Origin of the sequence: Cobetia amphilecti, assembly GCF_032923285.1 — a bacterium.
GTDB classification, from domain to species: Bacteria; Pseudomonadota; Gammaproteobacteria; order Pseudomonadales; family Halomonadaceae; genus Cobetia; species Cobetia amphilecti.
The window spans coordinates 2,624,849-2,651,705 of sequence record NZ_CP136695.1; the positions used below are offsets into that span (position 1 = coordinate 2,624,849).

Below are 26,857 nucleotides of genomic sequence, written 5' to 3' on the forward strand. Positions count from 1 at the left end.
CAACAAGATCTAGGTGACCCGAATGACAACCAGCATCGACTCCGCGGCGGACCATACGCCGCCCCGCGCTATATCCGGTTCTAACTCAAGTTCTGTATCAAGTGCTGAACAGCCTGAGACCGCCAAGCCACAGAAAGCGCAGAAAGACCTCATCGCCACCCGCCCCGTGCCGCTGACGGCCAGGGGACTGATGAAATTCCTGGTGCCGTCACTGCTCGGCGTCAGCTTCTTCCTGGTGCCGTTCAGTGTCGGCGACACCATCAACATCGGCATGGGCCTGATGGCCGATTGGCTCAAGGCCACGCTCGGCAGCGCCTTGCCCGCCATCGCAGTCGCGGTGCTGTGTCTGTCGGTGATCCTCACCGGCTTCGTCAAGCTCGCCAAGCCCGCCTGGGCACGCCAGGGCGCGGCGCACGAGCTGTTCGATGTCTCGCCGGTATGGTTCGCCATGCGCGCCCTCGGCGCCATCTTCGCGTTGATGACCTACTTCCAGTGGGGGCCGACCCAGGTCACCGCAGCCTTCACCGGCGGCGTGATGCTCAATGATCTCGCGCCGGTACTGCTGACCTTCTTCTTCTTCGCGGCCATTCTGCTGCCGCTGCTGGTCGACTTCGGCTTCATGGAATTCATCGGCAGCCTGGTGCGTCGTCCGTTCCGCGCCATCTTCAATCTGCCCGGGCGCAGTGCCATCGACGCCACCGCCTCGTGGATGGGTTCCGGCACCGTCGGCGTGCTGATCACCACCCAGCAGTACGAGCAGGGCTTCTACAGCAAGCGCGAAGCGGCAGTGATCGCCACCAACTTCTCGGTGGTCTCGATCGCCTTCGCGTTGCTGGTCACCAGCTTCATGAACATCAACCACCTGTTCGTGCCTTTCTACCTGACCGTCGTCATCGCGGGCCTTATCGCCGCCGTCATCGTGCCGCGTCTGCCGCCGCTGTCACGCAAGCGTGATGATTATCATGAGCCGGTCGGCTGCCAGATCAGTGAAGAGAACCAGAGCGACTGTGGCGTACTGCGCTACTCACTGGGCATGGCGGTCGCGCGCGCCGAGCATGCGCCGGGCCCGCTCAAGCTGGTGAAATCGGCCGGCTTCAACGTGGCGGACATCTTCCTCGGCCTGCTGCCGGTGGTGATCGCCATCGGCACCGTGGCGCTGATGCTGGCCGAGTTCACGCCGGTGTTCACCTGGCTCTCCTACCCGATGATTCCGCTGCTGGAACTGCTGCAGATTCCCCACGCGGCAGAGGCAGCCCCGGCGACGCTGGTCGGCTTTGCCGACATGTTCCTGCCGGCGGTGCTGGCCAAGGACATCGACAGCGAACTGACGCGCTTCGTGATCGCCTGCCTGTCGCTGACCCAGTTGATCTACATGTCCGAGATCGGCGCCCTGCTGCTCAAGTCGAAGATTCCGCTCAAGATCTGGGAATTGGTGGCCATCTTCGTACTGCGCACGCTGATCACCCTGCCGATCATCGCCGGTATCGCGCATCTGTTCGTGTTCTGAGCCAAGCGGGCACTCAACTTGTTTCTCATCTCATACGGGAGCACCACGGTGCTCCCGTCATTGGAATAACCTGCCATGACCTGTGCTGAACTCCTGATCCGACTGCTGCGTGACACCTACGGCGTCGACACCGTCTTCGGTATTCCCGGCGTGCATACCGTCGAGCTCTACCGTGGCCTGGAGCCGGATGCCGATCCCGCCGCGCGCAGCATTCGCCACGTCACCCCGCGCCATGAACAAGGCGCCGGCTTCATGGCCGATGGCTATGCCCGCAGCACCGGCAAGCCCGGGGTGTGCTTCATCATCACCGGCCCGGGGATGACCAACATCACCACCGCGATGGGCCAGGCACTGGCCGACTCCATCCCGATGCTGGTGATCTCCAGCGTCAATCGCACCGACACCCTCGGCCGTGGCCAGGGGCGTCTGCACGAGCTGCCCAGCCAGCAGCAACTGGTATCGGGCGTGGCGCGCTTCAGCCACACCCTGCTCGACCCGTCCGCGCTGCCGGAAGTGCTGGCCCGCGCCTTCGCGCTGTTCGATGGCGCCCGCCCCGGCCCTGCGCATATCGAGATTCCCATCGACCTGTTCAATGCCGAGATCGCACCGCCCGCCGGTCGCACCACGCATGACTTCACGCGCCCGCGCATCGGCCGCCTCGCGCCGGACCCGGCCCTGCTCGCTGAGGCCGTGAGCCTGCTGCAGGGCGCCGAGCGTCCGCTGGTGCTGCTGGGCGGTGGCTGTGTCACCGCACCCGACGCGGCCCGCCAGCTGGTGGAGGCGCTCGATGCCCCCACCGTCACCACCATCAATGCCAAGGGCCTGCTGGGCGGCGCCCACCCGCTGGATCTCGGCGCCAATGCCGCGCTGCCTGCGGTACGTGAACTGGCGCGCGACGCCGATGTGGTGCTGGCGATCGGCACCGAACTTGGCGAGACCGACTACGACGTGGTGTTCGATGATGGCTTCGTGATCGGCGGTCAGCTGATCCGCATCGATATCGACCCCGAACAGCTGGCGCGCAACCAGCAGGCGACACTCGCCATCGTCGCCGACGCCGGCCTGGCACTGGAGACTCTCGCCGCGAGCGTTGCTGATGGCCTGGGCGAAACCTATGACAAGACGGCTGACGCAGAGGCGGGCAAGACACGCGGCGCGCAGATCACCGCCGCCACGCTTGAAGCCCTCGCGCTGCCGACTGACCCGGCCTTCGCGCCCTACGTGCCGCTGTTCGACACCCTCAAGCAAGCGCTGCCGGAGGCGATCTGGGTCGGCGATTCCTGCGCGACCGTCTACGCCGCCAATCACCTGCTCAGCCAGCCGGCGCCGCGCCGCTACTTCAATGCCTCCACCGGCTACGGCACGCTCGGCTACGGCCTGCCCGCCGCAATGGGCGCGACCCTGGGTCGCCCGGACCTGCCGGTGATCGCGCTGGTCGGCGATGGCGGCATCATGTTCACGCTGTCCGAACTCGCCTGCGCGGTGGAAGAACAGCTGCCGGTGGTGATCGTGCTGTGGCACAACCAGGGCTATGAAGAGATTCGCCGCTTCATGGACAACGCCGGCGTCACGCGGCTGGGCGTCGACATCAAGGCCCCCGACTTCCAGCTGCTCGCCCAGGGCTTCGGCTGCGCCGCCGTGGCGATCGACTCCCCCAGTGAGCTGGCGACCGCGATCAGCGAGCGCGACGCAAGCGCCCCGCTGCTGGTGGAAATCGACGCGGCGGGATGGCAGCGCTCAATCGCCGGCTGAGTCCGGCTAGGCGCAGCGCATCATTCTCACGAACAATGCCCGCCTGTGACCCTGTGGTGGCAGGCGGCATGGAACTCTCATGCCAGAAACTCACATGTCAGGAATGTCCATGCACAAGCTCGATCATCAGTTCATCAACAACGAGTGGGTCAAGTCCCACGGCGAGCGTCGTCTGGCGGTCACCAACCCCTTCGAGGAGACCGTCATCGCCGAGGTGACGGCAGGTGATGCGCGTGATGTACAGGCCGCCGTCGCGGCCGCCGCCGAGGCCTTCGAGGGTTGGCAGGCACTGAGTGGCGCCGAGCGTGCGGTCTATCTGGAGGCCTTCGCCGAGGGGCTGACCACCCGCCGGGAAGCGCTGATGGAGATGTCGTGTCGCAACAACGGCAAGATTCGCGCCGAGGCCGAGATCGATCTCGATGACGCCATTGGCTGCTACCGCTATTACGCCGCCCAGGCACGCGCGCTGGATGCGCGTCAGGGTGCGGAGGTCGCGCATGATGTCGAAGGCTATGCCGCGCACACCTATCACGAGCCGGCAGGCGTGGTGGGATTGATCACGCCGTGGAACTTCCCGCTGGTCACCAGCGCCTGGAAGGTCGCGCCGGCGCTCGCCGCGGGCTGCACCCTGGTGATCAAGCCGTCTGAAGTGACGCCGCTGCCGGAACAGGTGATGGCCGAGATCGCGCTGGAAGCCGGACTGCCGGCGGGCGTGTTCAACCTGCTGCACGGCGATGGCGAGGGTATCGGCGCGCCGCTGACCCGTCATCCGCGCATCGACAAGATTTCCTTCACCGGCAGCAATGTGGTCGGCGAGAAGGTCATGCAGGCCGCGGCCTGCGGCACGCGCGGCGTCTCCCTCGAGCTTGGCGGCAAGTCGCCGATCATCGTGCTCGACGATGCCGACGTCGAGGAAGCCGCCGACTGGGTGATGGCGGGCATCTACTTCAATGCCGGTCAGATCTGCTCTGCCACCTCGCGCCTGCTGGTGCATGAAGCCATCGCCGATGAGCTGCACGCCGCACTGGCCAGCCGCATCGATGCGCTGGTGTTGGGTGACCCGCTGGACGCCGCGACCCAGATGGGCCCGATGACCAGCGCCCGCCAGCGCGACACCGTGCTGAGCTATCTGAACGTGGCGCGCGAGGAAGGCCTGACGGCGCTGCGCGATGGCACCCATCGCAGCCTGCCGAGCAAGGGCTACTTCGTGGCGCCGACGCTTTACACCGATGTGCCGGTGACAAGCCGTCTGTGGCGCGAGGAGATCTTCGGGCCGGTGCTGTGCTCGCGCCGCGTCGCCGATGAGGCCGAGGCGATCCGCCTCGCCAATGACTGTGATTTCGGGCTGGTGGCCACGGTGGTCAGCGGCGACGCTCGCCGCGCCCAGCAGCTCGGCCGTCGCCTGCGCGCCGGGGTGGTGTGGTACAACAGCGAGCAGCTGCCGCTGGTGCAGGCCAGCTGGGGTGGCTTCAAGCGCAGCGGCATCGGCCGTGAGCTGGGGCCGTGGGGCCTGGCGGGCTATCTGGAGGTCAAGCACATCATCGGCCCGGTGCTCGACTGAACGTATTGACTGAACGTATTGACTGAACATCTTGTGTGACCAGATAAGAAAACGCCCCGCCTCGGCAATCACCGAGGCGGGGCGTTTTCGTTCACGGCTCTTCCTTGCAACCAGCCCCTTCTCCTATCAGCCGACCGCCGCCGTCTGGCTGATGCCATCCCGCGCGCATGACTGGCCGCAATGGCTGCCGTGAATGCTCAGCGCCTGCCAGGCATCGAAGGTACTGAGGTAGATGTCGCCACCGAGATTGGCCGGCAGCTCCGAGCACTTGAGGCGGTCCATCACCGGGCCCTTCACCTCACTCAGATGCAGCTTCACGCCAGCGGCGCTCAGGCGCTCATTGATGACTTCCAGGCTTTCCAGCGCCGAGGCGTCGATCAGGTTGACCGCCTGACAAGCCAGCACCAGATGCTTGAGCGAGGGGCGTTCGGCCATCAGCGCCAGCACCGTGTCTTCCAGATAGCGCGCATTGGCGAAATACAGGCTCTCGTCAATGCGCAGAATCGCCAGTTCGGGGTCGGTCTCCACCTCATGACGCTCGACATTGCGAAAGTGCTCGCTGCCCGGCACGCGCCCGACCAACGCACTGTGCGGCTGACTGGTGCGCTTGAGATAGAGCCCCAGCGACACGGCGATGCCGACGATGATGCCGCTCTCCACCCCCTGCGCGAGAGTGATGATCAGCGTGATCATCAGCGCCGCACCGTCACCCTTCGAGTAGCGGAAGGTGCGCTTGATCGCCGCGATGTCGATCAGGCTGGTGGTGGCGACGATGATGATCGCCGCCAGCGTCGCGCGCGGCAGCCAGGCCAACCAGTCGGTCAGCCACAGGCTGGCGAGCAGAATGCCGATGGCGGTGAAGGCCCCCGCCAAGGGCGTGGCGGCACCGGCATCGAAGTTGACCACCGAGCGCGACAGCCCGCCCGAGATCGGCATGCCGCCGCTGACGCCTGCGCCCATGTTGGAGACGCCCAGCGCGATCAGCTCCTTGTCGGGGTCGATGCGCTGACGGCGCCGCGCGGCGAGGGTCTGGGCCAGCGCCAGCGATTCGACGAAGCCGACCACGCTGATCAAGAGTGCCGAGATCAACAGACCCGACCAGTCATGGCTGACAAGGCTTGGCAGGCTGAGATCGGGCAGCCCGCCGGGCACGGCACCGACCAGCGCCATGCTGCTTTTGCCCTGCTCAAGCTGTTCGCCCTGAACGAGAGGATCACTCAGGCCCCAGGCCAGCAGGCTGGAGACGATGACGGCGATGATCGGCGTGGTCTTGCACAGCATGCCCGCCGCGCTCTCGCTCATCCGCAAGGCCATCAGGCCGTGCTTGAGATGACGGCGTGCCAGGATCAGCCACGCCAGGCAGCCCAGCCCGATGGCGAGTGTCGGCCAGTGCAGCCCTTGCCCGCCTGCCGACAGCGACTCGCCCATCGCGATCAGATTGCCGCCGCTCAGGCTCAGGCCAGTGATGGGCCCGAGCTGACTGGCGATGATCAGGATGCCCGAGGCGGTCATGAAGCCCGAGATCACCGGGTGGCTGATGAAATTTACCAGCACTCCCAGGCGCAACAGCCCCATGGCGATCAGCATCGCGCCGGAGAGAAAGGCCAGCAGCAGTGCGGCGGCCAGCATCTCGGGCGTGGAAAGCGCCGCACCATCGGCGCCGCTCATGCCCGCGATCGCCGAGGCCGTCATCAGCGAGATGATCGCCACCGGCCCCACCGCCAGGGTGCTGCTGGTGCCGAACAGCGCATACAGCACCAGCGGCAACATGCTGGCGTAGAGGCCGACCTGCGCCGGCAGCCCCGCCAGCAGCGCATAGGCCAGCGCCTGCGGCACCAGCATGACACTGACGATCACCGCCGCCAGCAGGTCACGCCCAAGACTGTGGCGGTCATAGTGGGCAAGCCAACCCGCCAGCGGCAGCCAGCGGGCAAGCGAGGACCCCTTTGCCTCTCGAACCGGCTCAGACATCGCGTGACGCCGGACGCGCCAGCCATTCGTGGCCCTTGAGCAGCAGGTTCCAGTAGATGAACGGCAGACCCCGTGCCTTGAGCTGCCAGGCCAGGCGAGTCGGACGCGTGCCGTCATTGACCCACTTGGGGAAGGTCGGCTGCAGTTCGCCGCCGTAGCCGAATTCCGCCAGCACGATGCGGCCATTCTCCACCGTCAGCGGGCAGGAGCCATAGCCCCGATAGCCCGCCGTGAGCGCACCACCGGTCAGCGTGGCCAGCAGGTTCTCGACCACCACGGGGGCCTGCTTGCGCACCGCCGCGGCGGTCTTGGCATTCGAGGTACCGCTGACATCGCCCAGCCCGAAGATGTCGGGATGGCTCATGTGCTGCAGGGTCTCGGGTTCGAGATCCAGCCAGCCGGCGGCATTGGCCAGCCCGGATTGGGCGATCAACGCCGGCGCCTTCTGGGGCGGCACCACATGCAGCATGTCGAAGGACTGCTCGACGATCTGCGGCTCGCCACCCTCCTCGGCTGCCGGCACCTCGAAGCGTGCCGTCTGCGTCTCGCCATCCACCGCGACCAAGCGCTGATGGAACCTCACGTCGATGCCATAGCCCGCGACCGCCTCTTCCAGCGCGGGCACGTAGGCCGGCACGCCGAACATCACGCCGCCGGCGTTATGGAAGCTGACCTCGAGCTGCGACAAGACGTTCTCGCGTTGCCAGTGATCGCAGGCCAGATACATCGCCTTCTGCGGCGCACCGGCGCACTTGATGGGCATCGGCGGCTGGGTAAACAGCGCCTTGCCGCCCTTGAGGGTCTGCACCAGCTGCCAGGTATAGGGCGCGAGATCATAGCGATAGTTGGAGGTGACGCCATTTTCGCCCAGCGTCTCCTCCAGCCCGTCGATGGCGCCCCAGTCCAGCTCAAGACCGATGGCGATCACCAGGCGCTCGTAGCGCAGGCGATGGCCATTGCCGAGCGTGACTTCATGTGCCTCGGCATCGATGCCGGTGGCCGTATCGCGATACCAGTGCACGCCCTTGGGCATCACCGAGTGCATCGGCTTGCGCGTGAATTCCGGCGTGAAGATGCCGCCACCGACCATCGTCCAGCCCGGCTGATAGCTGTGCTGCTCGGCGGGTTCGACGATGGCGATGTCCATGCCCGGCTGGCGCTTGAGCAGACTGGCCGCCACCGCGATACCGCCGGCCCCGCCACCGATGATCACCACCTTGTGGGCGTTGGGTGCCAGGCGGTGATTGGCGGCGCGGGTCGCTTCCGAGGCCGAATCAGCCCCCTGATTGTCACAAGGCGTCGTTGCAGAATCCGAAACTGGCGGGGTCTGTGGCGTGCTCTGGCTCATCGATAAGGCTCCCATCGCGGAAATTCGTCCATTTGAGTCACAAAATTACGTAAGCAAGCTACATAGGCAAAGCGCCTGGACATACTCCCTGCCGGCATGGCAGCCATCACAGCTGATCAAACGGCAGGTTGAGCGGAATCTTGAGATAGGCGCGACCGTTGTCTTCCGCCGGCGGCATCTGGCCGGCGCGCATGTTCACCTGCACCGCCGGCAGCATCAGACGCGGCATGCCAAGCCCGGCATCACGCTTGGTACGCATGTCGACGAAGGCCTGCTCATCGATGCCGTCATGCACATGGATATTGTGCTCACGCTGCTTACCCACCGACGTCTGGCAGCAGAAGCCTTCACGCCCTTCGGCCGAATAATCATGGCACAGGAAGATGCGTGTGCTGTCCGGAAGCGAAAGCACCTTGTGAATCGAGCGATACAGCGTACGCGCATCGCCGCCGGGGAAATCGCAGCGCGCGGTGCCGTAATCGGGCATGAACAGCGTATCGCCGACGAAGACGGCGTCACCGATCACGTAGCTCACGCAGGCCGGCGTATGGCCCGGCGTATGCAGCACGCGGCATTCAAGCCCCCCGATCGCCAGGCTGTCGCCCTCTTCCAGCAAGCGATCGAACTGGCGGCCATCACGCGCGAAGCCCGCCTCGGCGGCGAAGATATCGGCAAAGATGTCCTGCACTTCGCGTATGCGCGCCCCGATCGCCAGCTGGCAATCCAGCTTGCCTTTCAGGTAGGCGGCCGCCGACAGGTGGTCGGCGTGGACGTGGGTTTCGAGAATCCACACCACCTCGAGGGATTCGGCTTCGATATGCGCAAGCAAGGCATCCGCTGAGCGGGTACTGGTGTGGCCTGCGGGATAATCGAAGTCGAGCACGGGATCGATGATCGCGCACTGGCGGGACTGCGGATCGCGCACCAGGTGCGTGAAGGTGTTGCTGTCTTCGTCGAAGAAGCTCTCGACCTGGGGGCGCTGTGTTGAGGTTGCCATCTTCCGACCTCCTGTTTCGCTCAAGGATTGATGCCTCAAGCCTACGCCTGAAACGGCAACAACGCAAAAAAAGAATAACGTTAAAACCAAATAGAATATACAGGAGTGATTTTCAATAACCTGTTGTTCTAGCGAATTAATTCCCAAATAGGTAATGAGCGACAACCCTTACCGAAATGCCTTTAACCATAAGGTATAGCTGATGGACTGAAGAGCACACGCTATGCTGGGATTGCGCGGTGACACGATTCAGCTCTACAATCTTGCACGATTAAGTTTCACAAGTTGATGTCACTTACCCTAGCCCTCATTGGACGAGCTACGCCATGTCACGAATACTTCAATGGTCGATCACGGTTGCCCTCGCCGGCTTCCTGTTCGGTTTCGATACCGCCGTCATCTCAGGAGCTGATACTGCACTGCAAAGTCAGTGGGGTCTCAGCGATCTGAACCACGGCCTCATCATCATGTCGATGGCACTTTGGGGCACGGTAATCGGCGCCATTTTCGGCAATTGGCCAACCGACCACTTCGGGCGCCGAGCCACGTTGATTGGCATCGGTATCCTGTATCTGGTCTCGGCGTTGGGTTCCGCTCTGGCCACTGATCCATATGTGTTCTCGTTCTTCCGTCTGCTGGGCGGGCTAGGCGTGGGGGCCTCTTCCGTCGCGGCGCCTATCTACATCTCGGAAATCGCACCGCGCGAACGGCGTGGAGCGCTGGTCGGGCTCTATCAGTTCAACATCGTCTTCGGGATTCTGATCGCTTTTGTCTCCAACTACTTCATCGGCTTCATCGATGGCGAGAACTGGCGCTGGATGTTGGGCGTGGAAGCTGTGCCTGCCGCACTCTATCTCATGATGATCTGCAAGGTGCCACGTAGCCCGCGCTGGTTGATTCTCAAGCGTAATGATGAAGCTGGAGCAGCCGAGATCATCAAGCTGATCAACCCCAAGGCCGATATCGCCGAAGAAATCGCCATCATTCGTGGCACCGAGAGCGACGGGAGTGCCAAGCAACATACCCGCCTGTTCGCCTGGCGCTACCGCCTGCCTATCCTGTTTGCTTTCCTGATTGCCGCATTCAATCAACTTTCTGGCATCAACTTCATCATCTACTACGCACCGCGGATTTTGGCCGAGGCTCAGCTCGAATCTAGTGCTGCATTGCTCTCTACAGCGGGAATCGGGGTCATCAATCTGATATTCACAATGCTGGGTATGTCATTGATCGACAAACTGGGGCGCCGGACCCTGATTCTGATCGGCTCCGCCGGGTACCTAGTATCACTGTGCCTAATCTCTTGGGCATTCTATCTGCAAGACTTCTCCGCCATGGGCGGGTATGGCGTGCCGGTGCTGCTTGGCGTATTCATCGCTGCACATGCCATGAGTCAGGGTGCTGTAATCTGGGTATTCATCTCTGAAATCTTCCCCAACAAGGTACGCGCCATGGGTCAGTCCTTCGGCAGCTCTGTGCACTGGATCTTCGCGGCACTGATCGCGCTGCTGATGCCGACCATCCTCAGCCACTTCAGTGGCGGGCCGGTGTTCGCCTTCTTTGCCTTCATGATGCTGCTGCAACTAGTCTTCGTTCTGTTCTTCATGCCCGAGACCAAAGGTGTCTCGCTTGAGGAACTGCAGGGCTGCCTGATTCGTCCCTCACGCAAGGAGAAGGCCGCGGAGCTCGCGCCACAAGGCAACTACTGATGCTCTGAATGTCTGGGCTTTGACACTGTTACGACAGTGTCGCCGGGCCTGACTCAACATCGCTATCCAGACGCCGACACCCCGCCCTGTGCGGGGTGTCGGCGTTTATGGCTCTGGCAGTCATGCCCGCCAGGAGCCCCTGCCGGGCGTCGCCTCACGACATGAGAGCGGCTCCGCTACCCACAACGCACATGGCTTGCTGCCCTCCTCCTGCGCTGACGCGCGCCAGATCGCTACGTGCAAATAGCGTGGTATCGTCGCCGGCTCAATCACCAGCCAGAGCGGCGATTTTCAGCGCCATATGTCGGGATTATTACGGATATATTCTTTGGTCTCGTCATTCTTGCCAAGCTAATCAAAACAGTGAAAAGATCGCTTCCGAAACGTTTCGGGTAACGGTTTCCGCTCACAGTTACCGCAAAGGAAAAGTGCCATGCCGCCGAACATCACACTCAAGCATCTCGCCAGCCAGCTGGGCCTGTCAGTCACGACGGTCTCGCGGGCATTGGGCGGATTCGAGGATGTCAGCGCCACGACCCGTGAGCGAGTGCAGGCCTACGCCAGTGAAGTGGGCTACAAGCCCAATCAGAGCGCACGCCGTCTGAAGACAGGCCGCACCTCCTCGGTGGGTTACATCATGAACGGCGCCCAGGGCGACTTTCGTGATCAGTTCAACACCCGCCTGCTGGTCGCGCTGGGCCAGGCGCTGCACGACGCCGCACCGGAACATGACCTCATCGTCACCACGGTGCCCGAGGACCGCGACGAGCTGGACACCTACAAGCGCTTCATCGATGGCGGCAAGGTCGATTCCTTCGTGGTGGCCCGTACCCGCATTCAGGACCCGCGCGTCGACTTCCTGCTCGACAGCGGCATCCCCTTCGTCACTCACGGTCGTACCGGCCGCGCCAGCGAGCACGACTGGGTCGACATCAATGCCGCCGACGGCTTCATGCGCGCCACCTGCCATCTGATTGGCCTGGGCCATCGCAACATCCTGTTCCTCAATTTCTTCAGCGACCTCTTCACCGCTGTCGAACGTGAAACCGGCTATCTGCAGGCGATGCACGACGCCGGCCTCGCGCCCAGCTCACGCCATTGCCCACACGGCTATGCCAGCGCCTATCAGGTCGCCCATGAAGCGCTGTCCGGGGCCAACGCCCCCACCGCCTTCGTATGTGCCAGCGACATCTTCGCCTACGGCGTGATGGAAGCGGTCAGCGCCTGCGGCCATATACCCGGCAAGGACATCGCCATCATCGGCGCCGATAACCTGCCGCCGCAGATGTACCGCCAGCCCAGTCTCAGCACCCTGGACATCTCGTTCGAGACCGTCAGTCAGGCGCTGATCGAACTGGTGCTGGCACCGCAGGATGGCGCGCCACGCCATCGCTGCTTCGATTACGGCCTGCTGCTGCGCGATACCACTGCCTGAGCACACAGGACCATCGACTGACCTCACGACGCCAGACGCCTGACCGCAAACGCCTGATCTGATAATGCCATCGCCAGAACGTGGTCAGCGTGACGCCAGAAAAACAACACCCGCCCGGGGAGACCTCCATGCGCAAGATGCCAACCGCCCTCGCTTTGCTGGCGCTGCTGGGCAGTACGTCCGCCCTCGCTGACATCACCTTCTTCAGCACCCAGGCCAGACCGCTGGAAGAGGCCCAGCAGATGCGCGAGATCGCGCTGGCACCCTACGCCGAGGCCATCAATTACATGCCGCAGGAGACAAGCACCTTCCTGTCGCGTCTCGAGGCGGAGAAGACCAGCCCAGATGGCGCGCTGGATCTGCTCGGCGGGCTGCACGGCGAACTGGGGTCGCTGACGCCCAGCATTCTGGCGCCGCTGGATGACCTGCAAGGCTCGCTTGCGGAGGCGGGCATCAGCCAGCAGTACATGACGCTGGGCAAGCTGGGCGGCGACCAGCAGCGCTACATTCCGTGGATGCAGGCGACCTACATCATGGCCGCCAATCGCAAGGCGCTGCCCTACCTGCCCGAAGGCGCTGACCTGAACGCGCTGAGCTATGACGAGCTGCTGGCCTGGGGCCGCAACATGCAGGAGGCCACCGGCAGCCCCAAGCTGGGCTTCCCGGCCGGTCGCAAGGGGCTGATCCACCGCTTCCTGGAAGGCTATCTCTACCCGTCCTTCACCCACTCGGTGGTGCGTGAGTTCCGCAGCGATGACGCCGTGGCCATGTGGCAGAAGTTCCGCGAGATCTGGGCGGTGACCAATCCGCGCTCCACCGCCTACGGCTTCATGCAGGAACCGCTGCTCAATGGCGAGGTGTGGGTCGCCTTCGATCACACCGCGCGCTTGAAGGATGCCTTCAACAAGCAGCCGGATCAGTACGTGGCCTTCCCGGCCCCTGCCGGCCCCAGCGGGCGCGGCTACATGCCGGTGGTCGCTGGCCTGGCGGTACCCGCCAATGCCACGAATCCCGAAGCCTCGCGCAAGCTGATCCGCTATCTGATGACGCCCGAGGCACAGATTCGCACCCTGCGGGCCACCAACTTCTTCCCGGTAGTAGAGGCTGGGCTGCCCGATGACCTGCCCGCCAGCATTCGCATGTCCGGCAAGGCGGTCGCGGCCCAGTCCTCCGCTGATGACGCCGTGCTCTCGCTGCTGCCCAGTGGCCTGGGCCAGCAGTCGGGCCTGTTCAACAAGATCTACCGCGATGCCTTCGTGCAGATCGTACTGCGCGACGCCGACATCGAGGAGACGCTGGATATCCTCGCCCCGCGCCTGCAGACGCTGATCAACACATCAGGCGCAGGCTGCTGGCTCCCGGATACGCCCAGCGACGGCCCCTGCCCGGTCAAGTAAGCCGCTGGCACCAGAACGCAACACTCAAGAACGCATCACTCGTCACACACGCATCACTCGCAACACACGCAATACAGCAGCAGCAACGGCACCCCCCGACGGGTCGCCATGACGGAACGCCAACCCCTGTCATGCCGACCCGGTGCCACCAAAACATTCCGACAAGCCATCACAACAACGCCAAAGGTGAGCAAAGATGAAGCACGATCGCTGGCTACCTTATTACCTGATCGCCCCCAGCCTGCTGTTCATGGGTGCCTTCTTTCTCTATCCGTTCATCCAGATCTTCGCCGAGGCCTTCACCAGCAGTGACGGCAACGTGGGCCTGGCCAACTTCACGCGCATCTATCAGGACTTCAACTTCTGGCCGTCACTCAAGAACACCCTGCTGCTGACCGGGGTCGTGGTGCCGCTGCAGCTGGTGCTGGCCATCGGCATGGCGCTGATGGTCACCAAGATGAACAAGGGCCGCGACAGCACCCTCTACATCTGGACCATCCCGCTGGGCATCTCCGATCTGGCCGCCGGCATCATCTGGCTGGCGATCCTCGAGCAGTTCGGCTTCCTCAATAGCTTCCTGAGCGCGGTCAGCGTGATCGATGCGCCGGCGTCCTGGCTCAACTATCAGAATGCCTTCGCGCTGTTCCTGGCCGTGGTGGTCGCCGAGATCTGGCGCGGTACCGCCATCGTGCTGGTGATCCTGGTGTCGGGCATGGGGCTGATCCCCAAGGAATATGACGAGGCCGGTCAGGTGTTCGGCGCCAGCTACTGGCAGCGCCTGTGGAAGATCACTCTGCCGATGCTGCGCCCCAGCATCCAGTCGGCGCTGATTCTGCGCACCCTGCTGGCACTCGAGGTCTTCGCGGTCGTGATGATGCTGGGCGGCAGTGACATGCCGGTACTGATGAGCGAGACCTTCGACTGGCAGTTCCTCTACCAGCAGACAGGTGCCGCTGCGGCCTACGCGGTGTTGATCATGCTGATCTCGGTGGTCATCACCGGCTTCTACATCAAGTTCCTCAATGTGCCGAAGGAGGCTCGCTGATGAAATCCTCTTCTTCCGAGGCCGTCATGCCGTCATCGCTTTCGTCACGCGCAAGCGCCTCCTCCGACGACTCCTCACGCCAGGTAGCGCAGACCGCCCACAAGCCACGTCGCAATGACATGGCCTGGAAATGGCTGTTCCGGGCTGGCGTCTCGATCCTGGTGCTGTGGGTGCTGGTGCCCATCGCCCTGCTGATGCTCAACAGCGTCAGCACGCCGGAGCAGATCACCGGCTGGCCCAAGACCCTGACCCCGGCGCTGAGCTTCGAGACCCTCGACTTCTTCTGGCACTACCAGGGCGTGATCAGCGCACTGGGCAACTCGCTGCTGGCCGCCGTCTTCACCATGGTGATCGCCATCGTGCTCGGCGCACCGGCAGGCTATGCACTGGCCCGCTTCGTGTTCCCGGGCATGAATGCCTACCGCATGATCATCATCCTGTCGCGGGCCTTCCCGATGCCGCTGCTGGCGCTGCCGCTGGCCGTCATCTTCATCCAGGTCGGCATCGATGACTCCATCCTGGGCCTGGCGATGGTGCACGCCACCCTGGCACTGCCGTTTGCGGTGCTGATCACCTCCAGCCTGTTCATGGGCATTCCGGTGGAACTCGAGGAAGCCGCCTGGTTGATGGGCTGCAACCGCTGGCAGGCCTTCCGCCGCGTGGTGCTGCCGCTGGCCGCCCCGGGCATCACCGCCTCGGCCGTGTTCGCCTTCGTGATCTCGTGGAACGAGGTGTTCGCCTCGGCAATCCTCACCGTCGAGAACCGCACCCTGACCGCCTTCCTGGTGCAGAGCCTTTCCGAGTCACCTGCCGAGATCAAGTATGCCGGTGGTCTGATTCTGGTCGTCCCGGCGCTGCTGTTCCTGTTCGCGATCAGGAAGTACCTGTTCAGCATGTGGGGCATTTCCAACCGCTAACGTACGCCCGCTCATCAGGCCAATGACCGGCGGCGATCTTCATCGTCCCTCGCAAGCGAGTTCACTTCCTCGCCGCCGCTCTCGATCAAAGGAGTCAGACCATGTCAGCCATCCAAATCAGCGCCGTACGCAAGCAGTTCGGCAAGCAGGAAATCCTCAAGTCCATCGATCTCGAGATCCGCGACAAGGAATTCACCGTGCTGCTCGGCCCGTCCGGCTGCGGCAAGTCCACCCTGCTGCGCATCATCGCGGGGCTGGAATACGAGAGCAGCGGCTCGATCCGCATCGGCGAGCGTGAGATCACCTCGCTGGCACCGCGCGATCGTCGCATCGCGATGGTGTTCCAGAACTACGCCGTCTTCCCGCACATGACCGTGGCGGAGAACATCGCCTTCGGCCTGCGCGTGCGCAAGGACAGCGAGGCGCATATCCAGCGCAAGGTGAAGGAAACCGCCGCACTGATGCATATCGAGGACCGCCTCGATCACTACTCCGGTCAGCTCTCCGGCGGTCAGCGTCAGCGGGTCGCGGTCGCGCGCGCCCTGGCGATGGAGCCGGAAGTGCTGCTGATGGATGAGCCGCTGTCGAATCTGGATGCCCTGCTGCGTCTGGAGATGCGCGCCGAGCTCAAGACCATTCTCGCCGCCTCCGACACCACCACCATCTACGTGACCCACGACCAGGTCGAAGCCATGAGCCTGGCGGACCGCATCGCGGTCATGAAGGGTGGCCAGATCGAGCAGTACGCGCCGCCCTCCGAGATCTACCACTACCCGGCGACCGAATTCGTCGGCAGCTTCATCGGCAACCCGCCGATGAACTTCATCCCGCCGGATGCACGCTGGAATCACCCGACCCGCCCCGAGCAGTCGAGCCAGCAGGTGCACAAGTGCGGTATCCGCCCCGAGGACTTCGAGGTGCGCTTCGAGCCCACCGAGAACTTCGCCCCGGTGCGCGTGCTGGTCTCGGAATTGCTGGGATCGCACAAGCAGCTGACCGCGCGTTTCGGTGACGAGATGATTCGCGTCAACGTGCCGAGTGATCTCGATGTCGGCAATGGCAGCGACATCCATATCCGCCCGCTGGCCGAGAAGGTGCGCTTCTACGACCACAGCGGCCACCTGATGTCGGCGTAAGGCACCCCGACCCCTCTCTACCCAACCTTTCATCCCGAACGGAGCCGACTTACATGAATGCCAAGCTCGACGCGCTCAGCGCTCACGACGTTCTCAAGCTCAACGACCTGGGCGGCTACACCGTGCCCACGCGTGGCCTCTATCCCTTCCAGTGGAACTGGGACGCCGCCATCACCGCGCTGGGCTGGCTGGCCGCCGGTGACGAAGCGCGTGCCTGGCGTGAGGTCGAGCGCCTGCTGGAAGGTCAGTGGGACAACGGCATGGTGCCGCATATCGTCTTCCACGGTGACGCGGAAACCTACTTCCCGGGGCCGGAAGTCTGGGGCGTCAAGCATAGCCCGTCGACCAGTGCCATCTCCCAGCCGCCGGTGCTGGCAAGTGTCATGAAGCTGCTGTTCGAGGAAGGCCGTGATCGCCGGCTTGCCGAGGAAAAGCTGGCCGCCACCCTGCCCGGCGTCATCCGCTACCACCTGTGGTTCTACCGCGATCGTGATCCGGAACACACCGGCCGCGTGTGCAGCTATCACCCGTGGGAATCGGGCATGGACAACAGCCCCCAGTGGGATGGCCCGCTGGCTGGCGTGCCGCCGGTCGATGCCGAATACGTGCGTCGCGATACCGGGCTGGTCGATCCGTCCGAGCGCCCGCACAAGTACGAATATGATCGCTACATCTATCTGGTGAAGTTCTTCCAGCAGAACGAGCACGACGCCGAGGTGCTGTATCGCGACTGCCCGTACCGCGTCGAGGACATCAGCCTGATCTCCATCCTGCACCGTGGCACGCGCGACCTGATCGCGCTGTGCGAAGAGGATGCCGCAGGTCTGGGTCTGGTCAACACCAACGGCGAGGCACTCTTCAGCCTCAAGCAGTCGCTGGCGCGCACCGAGGAAGGCGTGCAGGCGCTGTGGAGCGATGAGCTGGGCTGCTTCCTGAGCCGTGATGCGCGTGCCAACGTGCTGCTGGAGCACGTCACCACCGCCGGCATTCTGCCGCTGTTCGCCGGTGTCGCCAGCGGCGCCCAGGCGCAGCGCATGGGCGGTCTGCTCGAGGAATGGCTGGAACAGGCGCCCTTCGGTGTCGCCTCCACCCATCCGGCCAGCACCCGCTTCGAGCCGAAGCGTTACTGGCGCGGACCGAGCTGGTTGCACATCAACTGGATGCTGGCCATCGGCTGCGAGGAATATGGCATGTCCCGCGAGGCCGACCAGATCAAGCAGGCCAGCCAGAAGTGCATCGAGGCCGCCGGCTACTACGAGTACTTCAACTCGGTGACCGGCGAAGGCTGTGGCGGTCGCGACTTCTCCTGGACCGCGGCGATGGACCTCTACTGGCTCAACCCGCTGGAGAGCTTCACCGCCAGCAAGGCGGCAACCGGCGTCGTGGAGGCTTCCTGATGACTCAGCACGCCTCTCAGCAGCAGTCTCAACAACAGTCTCAACAAGCCTCTCCACTGATGCAGGCACCGCAAAAGGCACCGCTGTCACGCCAGGCAGTACCGCCCATGCCGGCAACGTTCGCCAGCCGCGGCTTTCTGGGCGAGCATATCCGCTCGATCATGGACTTCTATCTGCCCAAGGCGATAGATCATGAGCGCGGTGGCTACTTCCAGGCCTGGCGCGACGACGGCACGGTGTATACGCCCGCGGCGCGTCATCTGGTCAGCAGCACGCGAATGGTCTTCAACTTCGCGATGGAATACCTGCGCAGCGGTGATGAGCAGTGTCTGGCCGCGACCCGTCACGGCATCGACTACCTGCGCGATGTCCATCTCGATCCGCAGACCGGTGGCTATCTGTGGTCGCTGAGCGAGCAAGGCGAGGCGGACCACACCAACCAGTGCTACGGCCTGGCGTTCGTGATGCTGGCCTATGCGACAGCCTGGCGCGCCGGTATCGAGGAGGCTCGCGGCTGGCTCGAGGAGACCCGCGCGCTGATGGAAGACAAGTTCTGGTCGCCGGAGGCGGGGCTCTATGCCGACGAGGCCAGCGCCGATTGGCAGACGCTGTCCGACTACCGTGGCCAGAACGCCAACATGCATGCCTGTGAAGCCATGCTGGCCGCCTTCGAGGCCACCGACGAGGCGCACTATCTGGAGCGGGCCATGACCCTGGCCAGCAACATCTGCCAGCGTCAGGCCGCCAAGGCCGATGGCCTGATCTGGGAGCATTACGATCACGACTGGAACGTCGACTGGGACTACAACCGCGACGACCCCAAGAACCTCTATCGTCCGTGGGGCTTCCAGCCGGGTCACCTGACGGAATGGGCCAAGCTGCTGCTGATGCTCAAGCGACATCGCGATGACGACTGGCTGCTGCCGACCGCGCAGCGTCTGTTCGATACCGCCTTGGATCTGGCCTGGGACAGCGAACGCGGCGGCATCTACTACGGCTTCGCGCCGGATGGCACCATCTGCGACGACGACAAGTACTTCTGGGTGCAGGTCGAGAGCCTGGTGGCCGCGGCGCTGCTGCACGAGGCCACCGGCGATTCACACTACGCCGAGTGGTACGAGCGCCTGTGGGGCTACGCCTGGCAGCACTTCATCGATCACCAGCACGGTGCCTGGTATCGCCTGCTGAATGCCGACAACCAGCGCTTCGATGACCTGAAGAGCTCGCCGGGTGCCAAGTGTGACTATCACAGTCTCGGCGCCTGCCATGAACTGTTGCGCGTGATCACCCGCGACTGACTGCCCGCCGGGCCGTGAATGGCGGCCCGCAGCCAGTCTCGATACGCTCGACACGTTCGATACACCCGACTACCCGACACGCCGCCTCCCGCGGCGTGTCGGGTCGCTGCGTTGTGGGCGCCTGGTTCAGTGGCAATGACGACCCGCGCTATTATTTCGAACACCCTCCGTGTTTCTTTAGAGCACCGCTCCTGACAATACTGGATTGCGCTGACCGCCCCGACAGAGGGTGGCAGCCGACAGCCGCGGGCATGCCCCGAGGCGCTGCATTCCAGACGTTTCATCAGCTAGAGAAACTACAATAACAAGCGGAGTCCCACATGCCCCTTTCTCAACTCCTGGACTGGCGGTTGCACCTGCTGGTCGTGGTGCTGTCTCTCGGCGCCGAACTGATCGGTATTCTCAAGTTCCCGCTCGGCCCCGGCACCTTGCTGCTGTTGCCGCTGTTCTATGCCTTCATTGCCGCCGTACTGTGCAATCCGCACCTGTTCAGTGGCACCAGGCGCTTCATCCCGCCGGTGGTCAGCGCGGCGGCAGGGCCGGTCATCCTGCTGTCGATCATGCCGTTCATTGCCCGCTTCGGTTCCACCATCGGTCCGGCCATCGAGCAGCTGATCTCGGCGGGTCCGGCACTGATCCTGCAGGAGCTGGGCAACCTGGGCACCATGCTGATCGCGATGCCGATCGCGGTGGTGGTGCTCAAGATGGGCCGCGAGGCGATCGGCGCGACCTACTCCATCGCGCGTGAGCCCAATATCGCGATCATCTCCGACAAATACGGCCTCAAGGGCCCGGAAGGCGTCGGCGTGATGGGCGTCTATGTCGTGGGCACCATGTTCGGCACCCTGTGGTTCGCGTTGATGGCGGGCTATCTGACCTCACTGGACATCTTCGACCCGCGTGCACTGGCCATGGCCTGCGGTGTCGGCAGCGGCAGCATGGTGGCGGCGTGTTCCGGCGCCATCGCTGGTGCCCTGCCGGAGATGGGCGAAGAACTGCTGGCCTTCGCCGGCGCCAGCAACCTGCTGACCTATGCCACCGGCCTCTACGTGTCGCTGTTCATCGCCCTGCCGGTCGCCGAGCGCCTGTTCCGCTTCTTCAGCCGCAAGCGGGCCGGCAGCGATGACGCCATGAATGACGAGGAAGCCAAGCTTGCCTCCGAGGCACTGGTTGAAGATCGCCCGGAAAACCAGCTAGGCAAGACGGCCATGGTCGTCGCGGCAGTCTGCGTGGTCGGCTGGGTGGTCAATACCATCAATGGTGCCAGCCTGATCGACGCCGCCCCCGGCATGCTGATCCTGTACGTGATGACCATGCTCGGCCTGCTGGTCGCCCGCGTCATGCCCTTCTACCTGCCGGCCATCGCCTGGGTGTCGCTGGTCAGCATCCTGATGACGTTGCCGTGGTTCCCGGGCAGCGGCTGGATCACCGAGCAGCTGGGCTTCGTCAACTTCCTCGCCATCGTCACGCCAGTGCTCGGCTATGCGGGTCTGGCGCTGAGCAAGCGCGAGTTCAGCATGTTCCGCCAGGCGGGCTGGAAGCTGGTGATCATCTCGCTGCTGGTCTTCACTGGCACCTATATCGGCTCGGCGGTCGTGGCGCAGGCACTGCTCTGATCACCAGGGCTTCGGGCTTTACCTTTCGCATTACCTTTCGCTTCTCACTTTGCTACCCCCTTCTCATCACTTTCACGCCGGTACTCCAGGGTGCCGGTTTCCACAGGAATTCAGCATGCAACTACCCGACAAGATCGACGAGGCACTGCTGCGCAGCTGGCGTCATGAGTTTCATCAGCATCCCGAGACGGCCTTCGAGGAGCACCGCACCTCGGCGCGCGTCGCCGAGATCCTGCGTGCGACAGGCCTGGAAGTCACCACGGGACTCGCCGAGACCGGCGTGATCGCGGTGCTCGACGGCAAGCTGGGCACGGGCCAGACCATCGGCCTGCGCGCCGACATGGATGCGCTGGATGTCACCGAGGCCAACGCCGTCTCACATTGCTCACACACACCGGGCAAGATGCATGCCTGTGGCCATGATGGCCACACCACCATGTTGCTGGGCGCGGCCTGTGAACTGGCACGCGACCCTGACTTTGCCGGCCGCGTGGTGTTCGTGTTCCAGCCGGCCGAGGAGAACGAAGGCGGCGGCCGCCGCATGGTCGAGGACGGCCTGTTCGAGCAGTTCCCGATGGATGCCATCTATGGCCTGCACAACTGGCCAGGGCTGGCACTCGGCGAGGCGGCGGTGCATGAAGAGGCGGTGATGGCGGCCTTCGATGTCTTCACCCTGACCCTGAGCGGCCACGGCTGCCACGCCGCCATGCCGCATCTGGGCAAGGACACCATCCTGGCGGCCTGTCAGCTGGTGACCCAGCTGCAGGGGCTGATCAGCCGCGAGACGCCGGCGCACCAGACCGCGATTCTCAGCATCACCCAGTTCCATGCCGGTGATGCCTTCAACGTGATGCCGGAAGAGGTCGAACTGCGCGGCACCCTGCGCTGCTTCGACCCGGCACTGCGCGCGCATCTGCAGCAGCGCTTCCATGACGCCGTCGATGCCATGGCGACCTTCCACGGTCTCAAGGTCAACTTCGACTATCAGCCGCGCTATCCCGCGACGCTCAATGCGCCCGGCCATGCCGAACGCTGCGCCAGCGTTCTCGAGCAGCTGCCGAGCATCCAGCGGGTCCATCGTGATCTGCCGCCCTCGATGGCCTCGGAAGACTTCGCCTATCTGCTGCAGGAATGCCCGGGCGCCTATATCTGGCTGGGCAACGGCGAAGACAGCGCCTCGCTGCACAACCCGCACTACGACTTCAATGATGCTGCCACGCCCATCGGCGTCAGCTACTGGACGTCGCTGGTGCGTCAGCTGCTGGCCGCCGCCTGAGGCCAGGTGAACAAACCCTCGAGGGATGCTCAGCATGAAGATCTGCGTGATTGGCGACGCGCCCATTGGCACTCGGGCCATACAGGCGCTTGCGCATGCCGGAGTCGAGGGCGTCATGGCAGTGGCAGCGCCCGAGGGGCAAGTCGCGAGTCATTCGTCCTTCAGCGCCGAGGTCTACCTGATGGCGCTGGCCACATCGCAACAGGTGCAGAAGGTACTGACGGGCAAGCAAGGCCTGCTGCGCAGGGCGCCGCCAGGCAGTACCGTGATCGATCTATGCAGTGGTGACGTCACGCTCAGCCGCGAACTGGCCGTGCAGACACGCCTCGCCGGCCATCACTGGCTAGAAGCGGCCACCAGTCGCAATCCGGCTGATGAGGCGAATGACAGCCTGACGCTGTTGATCGGCAGTGATGAGGCGACAGTGACGCGCATGTCAGCGCTGCTCGACGCCATCTGCACGCAGCATCTGCACGTCGGGGACGCCGGCTGTGGCCATGCCGCCGCCCTGGCCAGCGACTATCTGCATGCCGCGCACCTGATCACCACTGCCGAGGCGGTCGCCATGGCCTATCGCGCGGGCGTGACACCCCAGGCGTGCATCGATGCCATCAATCTGGGCGCCGGGCGCAGTGCCGTGAGCGAGGTGAATTTTCCGCGCTGGGTGCTGCCGGGCCGCTATGACTCGGGGATCTCCACCGGTCAGCTGCGCCGCGACCTGAGGCTGGCGCGCAGTTTCGTCACCACGCTCAACCTGCCGGAAGGCTTGATGAAGGCAGTCTTCGAGCGCTGTCAGCCGCCGGAGCTGTGTCCGGCGGACGAGGATGATCTCCATCATCTGTGCGATCGCTGGCTGAGCAAGGTGCCTGCCCAGCTGCCCCCGCCTCGACTAACCGAAACCAGAGCCCCTAAACCACAAGCCCTTGCTATCAGCGCGCTTCCTGACGCGGACCACTGAAAGCCGCGATCCAGCGCTCAAGATGGCGCAGTAGCTGCAGGCTGGCACGCGGCATGCGCCGCCCGACCCGCGTGATGATATGTGCGCGGGCCTGGCGGAAGCTGGCGCACTCCACATCCCGCGCGATCAACACGCCCTCCTGAAGCTCACGCGCCGCGGCGAAGGCCGGCAACAGCGTGATGCACAGCTCGGAGCGCGCCGCCTGCTTGAGCACTTCCATGGAATTGGTCTGCACCACCATATGCGGGCGCACCCCTGCCTCACGAAAACCATCGTCCATCAGCTGACGCACGCCGTGGTTCGGCCCCCACAGCGCCATGGGATGCTGTGCCACTTCCTCGAGCGTCAGCGCATGGGACTCGCTCGCCAGCGGATGCTCCGGTGACATGATGGCCACCAGCGGCTGCGGGCTCGAATGCCAGAAGCGCAACTGGGGATGGATCCGCTCGTGATACATCAGGCCGATATCCGCCTCATCCTCGATCACGCTGTCGATGATGCTCTGCATGCTGCCGGTATCGACCTTGAGCGTGATGCCGGGGTACTGCTTGCGAAAGGCGCGCAGCGGGCTGTTGATGATATCGCCGACGAAGCCTTCGCCGATGATCAGGCGGATTTCCCCGGTTTCCAGACGTTGATAGGCATCGAGGCGCTCGCCGAGGTGCTGGTCGAGCTTCTCTCGCTGCAGAATGTAATCTAGCAGCATCTCGCCGACCCGCGTCGGCTGCACGCCGTCACGGGTGCGCTCGATAAGCGAGGCGGCCATGGCCTCTTCGAGCAGACCTATCTGACGACTGACAGCCGAGGGGGCGATGTTCAGACGCGCGGCGGCACGCCGGATGGAGCCGGCTTCGACGGTGACCTGAAAATAGACGAGACGCTGATGCGGGATATCCATGAGGCGCTCTGCAAAGGATGGGAGAGTGGCTAAGAAAAGCGGAGAGTCTTCACACAAGACGCAGCCAGCAGAGTACCCGATATCCGGGCGCCTCGGGCAGCGCGCGGTTGAACTCATCCTCCCTCAACGCCATATCAAAATAAATCATCGCCTCGCCTCCTCGCCTCTCCTCCTCTTCATGACAGTTCTCACAGCTCTCGGCGCTGTGACACGAGGGCAGACGATCAGCGTCGCGGGCTGACCGAATGGAGGGGCAGACACAAGCGCCATTCTGAAGCCAGTGCGCGAATAGGCTAAGATGGACCATCGCTTCACTGACTGTGCCTGCGTGACAAGCCACACAGTCCCAAAAACAAGGAGATTCAATATGCTGACCATCTCCAATTCGGTAGCGCTGGCCGACTGGGAAATCGACCTTACCCAGATTCGCGCCCAGGGCAATGGCGGACAGAACGTCAACAAGGTCGCCTCCGCCGTTCACCTGCGCTTCGATGTGCAGCGTTCGACGCTGCCCGGCTTCTACAAGGAGCGCCTGATGCAGCTGTCGGATCAGCGCATCAGCAAGGAAGGCGTCATCATCATCAAGGCGCAGAGCCATCGCACCCTCGAGCTGAACAAGGAAGATGCGCTGGCGCGCCTCAAGGCGATGATTCTGGAGGCCGTCAAGGTACAGAAGGCGCGCCGTGCGACAGCGCCCAGCAAGGGGGCCAAGCGTCGCCGGGTCGACAGCAAGACGCGCAAGGGCAAGATCAAGGCCATGCGCGGCAAGGTACAAGACTGACCCCACCACAGGCGGCGGCCAGCTCACAGCTCACGTCAGGGACGACAATTCATGCGCAACATCATCAGCTCGGCCGTGCTGGGCGGCCTGCTGGCCGTGGGGATGGTCTGGAGTGGCAGCTATCTCAAGCAGGCCGCGCAGGTGTGGGAATCTTCCAGCCGCGTGGTCACCGTCAAGGGGCTCGCGGAGCGTGAGGTCAAGGCCGATCTGGCCCTCTGGCCGCTGCACTTCAGCGTCAATGCCAATCAGCTGACCGGGCTTCATGAGGCGCTGGCCAATGATGAGCGCAAGATTCGCGCCTTTCTCACCGCCCGGGGCTTCCCCGCCGACCAGGTCAGCGTGACCTCTCCCCAGGTGACTGACCTCTATACCAACAGCTACAACGCTCAGCGCCCGGATGAACGCTATCGCGCCGAAGCCACGGTGCTGGTGCGCTCGCCCAAGGTCGACCTCGTCAAGCAAAGTGCCTCACTAACCGGTGAGCTGGTGCGCGAAGGCATCCTGCTCTCGGCTGACTATGCCTATCGCACCGAATTCCTGTTCACGGGGCTTGAAGCCATCAAGCCCGACATGATCGCGGCCGCGACCGCGGATGCCCGGCGCGCCGCCCAGCAGTTCGCGGAGGATTCCGGCAGCACGGTGGGTCACATCAAGCATGCCAGCCAGGGCTATTTCTCGATCTCGGATCTCGACAGCTATACCCCTGACATCAAGAAAGTCAGAGTCGTGACCACCATCGACTACACCCTGAGCCACTGATCACCTCTCGACAGCCCCCTTCTTCGCCATATGGAGCCCCCATGTCCGATACCCCGCTGAGCAAGACCCAGACGAGCTTCTATCGACGCCTGTTCGTGGCCCACCTCATCGCGCATGACATCGCCAGTGTACCGGCCATCATCGCTGCCACCGGCATGCCGCGGCGCACCGCCCAGGACACCATCACTGCCCTGGGTGAGCTCGAGATCGTCTGTGAATTCCAGCGTGAGGAAGGCCAGCGCAACAATATCGGCCACTACGTGATTCGTGACTGGGGGCCGATCAATGCCCAGTGGGTCGCCGACAACGCCGAGCGCCTGCAGAAGACACTGGGCTATGCGTGAGAGGCGTGAGCTTCATCGAAAACGAGGTCCGAGAAATGACGGTCGAAAATGAGGGTCTAGGGATGAGGATCGAGAAGTGAAGGTCGACAGATGGCTTTCAAGAACAAGCTCTCAAGAATGAGCTCTCAAGCATGAGGCCTGCAGCATGATGGCTGAGATATGACGGCCGAGATTCTGAACAGTGCCGTTCAGCATGGCGTGATCGCCATGCTGATCCAGCTGGCGCTATGGCCGCTATTTGGCGTGTGGTCGGCAGGTGCCATCGCCGTGGCCCTGTTTCTGGGCCGCGAGATCGCTCAGCACGAATACAAGGGCGACGGCCCCAAGGCGGAGCGCTGGGACTACGGACTGCTGCAACACTGGAATCTGGATTCCTGTCTCGATGTCGCCCTGCCGCTGCTCTGCTGTATGTGCCTGGCCAGCACGGTCTGGGCGCTCAGGCGCTATCGGGCCAGAACATGACCCTGTGCGCGCCCTGCGAATAAATGAGACGCGCACATGCACGTCGAAGAGCAGATGCACGGCGAAGAGTGAACGTCGTAAAAAGCGTGTGCCGCAAAAGCCCGTGCCGCAACAGTGTACGCCGTAAAAAGTGAAAAACCTGCGCAGTCTTCTCTGAACGGCTCCCCTTCCCCAGCGCTGCGTTCTACCCTTCCTTGTCCTGCTGGTTTTTCTTGTCTTTGTAGTCTTTCTGGCTGTCTCGCTTGCCCTGCGCTCGCCTGTCTCTTGCCTGCATCTGGCATGCTTTTCCCCTC

22 protein-coding genes are annotated in these 26,857 nt (G+C 63.6%); 18 read left to right on the forward strand and 4 right to left on the reverse strand.

Features of this window, described 5'->3' with window-relative positions:
• Positions 1-190 precede the first annotated feature (190 nt).
• The 3 genes from R1T44_RS11190 (at position 191) to R1T44_RS11200 (ending at position 4,820) form a co-directional block, all read left to right on the forward strand.
• Positions 191-1,507, forward strand: coding sequence for a YjiH family protein (locus R1T44_RS11190; protein ID WP_131433041.1), 1,317 nt, complete (start codon positions 191-193; stop codon positions 1,505-1,507).
• 75 nt (positions 1,508-1,582) lie between these two features.
• Positions 1,583-3,259 (forward strand): 5-guanidino-2-oxopentanoate decarboxylase, encoded by a 1,677-nt coding sequence (locus tag R1T44_RS11195; RefSeq protein WP_317292052.1) that lies wholly within the window; start codon positions 1,583-1,585, stop codon positions 3,257-3,259.
• A 109-nt stretch (positions 3,260-3,368) separates the two neighbouring features.
• Positions 3,369-4,820, forward strand: coding sequence for an aldehyde dehydrogenase family protein (locus R1T44_RS11200; RefSeq protein ID WP_317292053.1), 1,452 nt, complete (start codon positions 3,369-3,371; stop codon positions 4,818-4,820).
• Between the two features lie 126 nt (positions 4,821-4,946).
• On the opposite strand, the gene R1T44_RS11205 is transcribed toward R1T44_RS11200, so the two are convergent.
• The 3 genes from R1T44_RS11205 to R1T44_RS11215 form a co-directional block, all read right to left on the reverse strand.
• Positions 4,947-6,791, reverse strand: a complete 1,845-nt coding sequence (locus tag R1T44_RS11205; protein WP_317292054.1) for a SulP family inorganic anion transporter — start codon at positions 6,789-6,791, stop codon at positions 4,947-4,949.
• Positions 6,784-8,139 carry an NAD(P)/FAD-dependent oxidoreductase gene (locus R1T44_RS11210; RefSeq protein WP_317292055.1) on the reverse strand — a complete coding sequence of 452 codons (1,356 nt, stop codon included), beginning with the start codon at positions 8,137-8,139 and terminating at the stop codon, positions 6,784-6,786. The genes R1T44_RS11205 and R1T44_RS11210 overlap by 8 nt, the downstream gene beginning before the upstream one ends.
• A 106-nt stretch (positions 8,140-8,245) precedes the next feature.
• Positions 8,246-9,136, reverse strand: coding sequence for an MBL fold metallo-hydrolase (locus R1T44_RS11215; protein WP_317292056.1), 891 nt, complete (start codon positions 9,134-9,136; stop codon positions 8,246-8,248).
• 326 nt (positions 9,137-9,462) lie between these two features.
• On the opposite strand from R1T44_RS11215, the gene R1T44_RS11220 reads away from it, so the two are divergent.
• The 11 genes from R1T44_RS11220 to R1T44_RS11270 all read left to right on the forward strand — a co-directional run bounded on the left by R1T44_RS11220 (position 9,463) and on the right by R1T44_RS11270 (position 23,320).
• On the forward strand, positions 9,463-10,845 hold the full coding sequence (locus tag R1T44_RS11220; RefSeq protein ID WP_317292057.1) for a sugar porter family MFS transporter: 1,383 nt from the start codon (positions 9,463-9,465) through the stop codon (positions 10,843-10,845).
• A 433-nt stretch (positions 10,846-11,278) separates the two neighbouring features.
• Positions 11,279-12,280, forward strand: a complete 1,002-nt coding sequence (locus tag R1T44_RS11225; RefSeq protein ID WP_317292058.1) for a substrate-binding domain-containing protein — start codon at positions 11,279-11,281, stop codon at positions 12,278-12,280.
• Between the two features lie 128 nt (positions 12,281-12,408).
• Positions 12,409-13,677: an ABC transporter substrate-binding protein gene (locus R1T44_RS11230; RefSeq protein ID WP_317292059.1), complete on the forward strand. Its 1,269-nt coding sequence runs from the start codon at positions 12,409-12,411 to the stop codon at positions 13,675-13,677.
• Positions 13,678-13,873: 196 nt separating this feature from the next.
• Positions 13,874-14,722, forward strand: a complete 849-nt coding sequence (locus R1T44_RS11235; RefSeq protein ID WP_317292060.1) for a carbohydrate ABC transporter permease — start codon at positions 13,874-13,876, stop codon at positions 14,720-14,722.
• Complete coding sequence (locus R1T44_RS11240; RefSeq protein WP_317292061.1) at positions 14,722-15,639, forward strand: carbohydrate ABC transporter permease; 918 nt, start codon at positions 14,722-14,724, stop codon at positions 15,637-15,639. Before R1T44_RS11235 ends, R1T44_RS11240 begins: the two co-directional genes overlap by 1 nt.
• Before the next feature lie 101 nt (positions 15,640-15,740).
• Complete coding sequence (locus R1T44_RS11245) at positions 15,741-16,775, forward strand: ABC transporter ATP-binding protein (protein ID WP_107334666.1); 1,035 nt, start codon at positions 15,741-15,743, stop codon at positions 16,773-16,775.
• 53 nt (positions 16,776-16,828) lie between these two features.
• A complete protein-coding gene (locus R1T44_RS11250) occupies positions 16,829-18,172 on the forward strand; it encodes an MGH1-like glycoside hydrolase domain-containing protein (protein WP_284726976.1) in 1,344 nt (447 codons plus the stop codon).
• On the forward strand, positions 18,172-19,470 hold the full coding sequence (locus R1T44_RS11255; protein WP_317292062.1) for an AGE family epimerase/isomerase: 1,299 nt from the start codon (positions 18,172-18,174) through the stop codon (positions 19,468-19,470). The genes R1T44_RS11250 and R1T44_RS11255 overlap by 1 nt, the downstream gene beginning before the upstream one ends.
• A gap of 320 nt (positions 19,471-19,790) precedes the next feature.
• Positions 19,791-21,086, forward strand: a complete 1,296-nt coding sequence (locus tag R1T44_RS11260) for a DUF3100 domain-containing protein (protein WP_107334664.1) — start codon at positions 19,791-19,793, stop codon at positions 21,084-21,086.
• A gap of 115 nt (positions 21,087-21,201) precedes the next feature.
• On the forward strand, positions 21,202-22,362 hold the full coding sequence (locus R1T44_RS11265; RefSeq protein ID WP_317292063.1) for a M20 aminoacylase family protein: 1,161 nt from the start codon (positions 21,202-21,204) through the stop codon (positions 22,360-22,362).
• A 34-nt stretch (positions 22,363-22,396) separates the two neighbouring features.
• Entirely contained in the window at positions 22,397-23,320 is a 924-nt protein-coding gene (locus tag R1T44_RS11270) for an NAD(P)-dependent oxidoreductase (protein ID WP_317292064.1), read from the forward strand.
• Here R1T44_RS11270 and R1T44_RS11275 read toward each other — a convergent pair.
• Positions 23,292-24,218 carry a LysR family transcriptional regulator gene (locus R1T44_RS11275; RefSeq protein ID WP_279839903.1) on the reverse strand — a complete coding sequence of 309 codons (927 nt, stop codon included), beginning with the start codon at positions 24,216-24,218 and terminating at the stop codon, positions 23,292-23,294. The two genes, R1T44_RS11270 and R1T44_RS11275, sit on opposite strands and share 29 nt — an antisense overlap.
• Before the next feature lie 367 nt (positions 24,219-24,585).
• Here R1T44_RS11275 and arfB point away from each other — a divergent pair, with 367 nt between their 5' ends.
• From arfB to R1T44_RS11295, 4 genes are all read left to right on the forward strand, one after another.
• Positions 24,586-24,999 carry an alternative ribosome rescue aminoacyl-tRNA hydrolase ArfB gene (arfB, locus tag R1T44_RS11280; protein WP_043334927.1) on the forward strand — a complete coding sequence of 138 codons (414 nt, stop codon included), beginning with the start codon at positions 24,586-24,588 and terminating at the stop codon, positions 24,997-24,999.
• 51 nt (positions 25,000-25,050) lie between these two features.
• A complete protein-coding gene (locus R1T44_RS11285; RefSeq protein ID WP_317292065.1) occupies positions 25,051-25,758 on the forward strand; it encodes an SIMPL domain-containing protein in 708 nt (235 codons plus the stop codon).
• A gap of 41 nt (positions 25,759-25,799) precedes the next feature.
• Entirely contained in the window at positions 25,800-26,102 is a 303-nt protein-coding gene (locus tag R1T44_RS11290; RefSeq protein ID WP_192838920.1) for a winged helix-turn-helix domain-containing protein, read from the forward strand.
• Positions 26,103-26,261: 159 nt separating this feature from the next.
• The gene (locus tag R1T44_RS11295) at positions 26,262-26,564 is read left to right on the forward strand and encodes a hypothetical protein (RefSeq protein WP_317292066.1); all 303 of its coding nucleotides are present in this window, start codon (positions 26,262-26,264) and stop codon (positions 26,562-26,564) included.
• The last annotated feature ends 293 nt before the right edge of the window (positions 26,565-26,857 follow it).

What these genes read in the sequence shown, in the direction of transcription:
- R1T44_RS11200 (WP_317292053.1), top strand. Translation starts at nt 3,369, where the DNA reads ATGCACAAGCTCGATCATCAGTTCATCAACAACGAGTGGGTCAAGTCC.
- R1T44_RS11210 (WP_317292055.1), bottom strand. Translation starts at nt 8,139, where the DNA reads ATGAGCCAGAGCACGCCACAGACCCCGCCAGTTTCGGATTCTGCAACG.
- R1T44_RS11285 (WP_317292065.1), top strand. Translation starts at nt 25,051, where the DNA reads ATGCGCAACATCATCAGCTCGGCCGTGCTGGGCGGCCTGCTGGCCGTG.
- R1T44_RS11220 (WP_317292057.1), top strand. Translation starts at nt 9,463, where the DNA reads ATGTCACGAATACTTCAATGGTCGATCACGGTTGCCCTCGCCGGCTTC.
- R1T44_RS11245 (WP_107334666.1), top strand. Translation starts at nt 15,741, where the DNA reads ATGTCAGCCATCCAAATCAGCGCCGTACGCAAGCAGTTCGGCAAGCAG.
- R1T44_RS11190 (WP_131433041.1), top strand. Translation starts at nt 191, where the DNA reads ATGAAATTCCTGGTGCCGTCACTGCTCGGCGTCAGCTTCTTCCTGGTG.
- R1T44_RS11230 (WP_317292059.1), top strand. Translation starts at nt 12,409, where the DNA reads ATGCGCAAGATGCCAACCGCCCTCGCTTTGCTGGCGCTGCTGGGCAGT.
- R1T44_RS11195 (WP_317292052.1), top strand. Translation starts at nt 1,583, where the DNA reads ATGACCTGTGCTGAACTCCTGATCCGACTGCTGCGTGACACCTACGGC.
- R1T44_RS11255 (WP_317292062.1), top strand. Translation starts at nt 18,172, where the DNA reads ATGACTCAGCACGCCTCTCAGCAGCAGTCTCAACAACAGTCTCAACAA.
- R1T44_RS11250 (WP_284726976.1), top strand. Translation starts at nt 16,829, where the DNA reads ATGAATGCCAAGCTCGACGCGCTCAGCGCTCACGACGTTCTCAAGCTC.
- R1T44_RS11215 (WP_317292056.1), bottom strand. Translation starts at nt 9,136, where the DNA reads ATGGCAACCTCAACACAGCGCCCCCAGGTCGAGAGCTTCTTCGACGAA.
- R1T44_RS11295 (WP_317292066.1), top strand. Translation starts at nt 26,262, where the DNA reads ATGACGGCCGAGATTCTGAACAGTGCCGTTCAGCATGGCGTGATCGCC.
- R1T44_RS11235 (WP_317292060.1), top strand. Translation starts at nt 13,874, where the DNA reads ATGAAGCACGATCGCTGGCTACCTTATTACCTGATCGCCCCCAGCCTG.
- R1T44_RS11205 (WP_317292054.1), bottom strand. Translation starts at nt 6,791, where the DNA reads ATGTCTGAGCCGGTTCGAGAGGCAAAGGGGTCCTCGCTTGCCCGCTGG.
- R1T44_RS11240 (WP_317292061.1), top strand. Translation starts at nt 14,722, where the DNA reads ATGAAATCCTCTTCTTCCGAGGCCGTCATGCCGTCATCGCTTTCGTCA.
- R1T44_RS11275 (WP_279839903.1), bottom strand. Translation starts at nt 24,218, where the DNA reads ATGGATATCCCGCATCAGCGTCTCGTCTATTTTCAGGTCACCGTCGAA.
- R1T44_RS11265 (WP_317292063.1), top strand. Translation starts at nt 21,202, where the DNA reads ATGCAACTACCCGACAAGATCGACGAGGCACTGCTGCGCAGCTGGCGT.
- R1T44_RS11290 (WP_192838920.1), top strand. Translation starts at nt 25,800, where the DNA reads ATGTCCGATACCCCGCTGAGCAAGACCCAGACGAGCTTCTATCGACGC.
- R1T44_RS11270 (WP_317292064.1), top strand. Translation starts at nt 22,397, where the DNA reads ATGAAGATCTGCGTGATTGGCGACGCGCCCATTGGCACTCGGGCCATA.
- R1T44_RS11260 (WP_107334664.1), top strand. Translation starts at nt 19,791, where the DNA reads ATGCCCCTTTCTCAACTCCTGGACTGGCGGTTGCACCTGCTGGTCGTG.
- arfB (WP_043334927.1), top strand. Translation starts at nt 24,586, where the DNA reads ATGCTGACCATCTCCAATTCGGTAGCGCTGGCCGACTGGGAAATCGAC.
- R1T44_RS11225 (WP_317292058.1), top strand. Translation starts at nt 11,279, where the DNA reads ATGCCGCCGAACATCACACTCAAGCATCTCGCCAGCCAGCTGGGCCTG.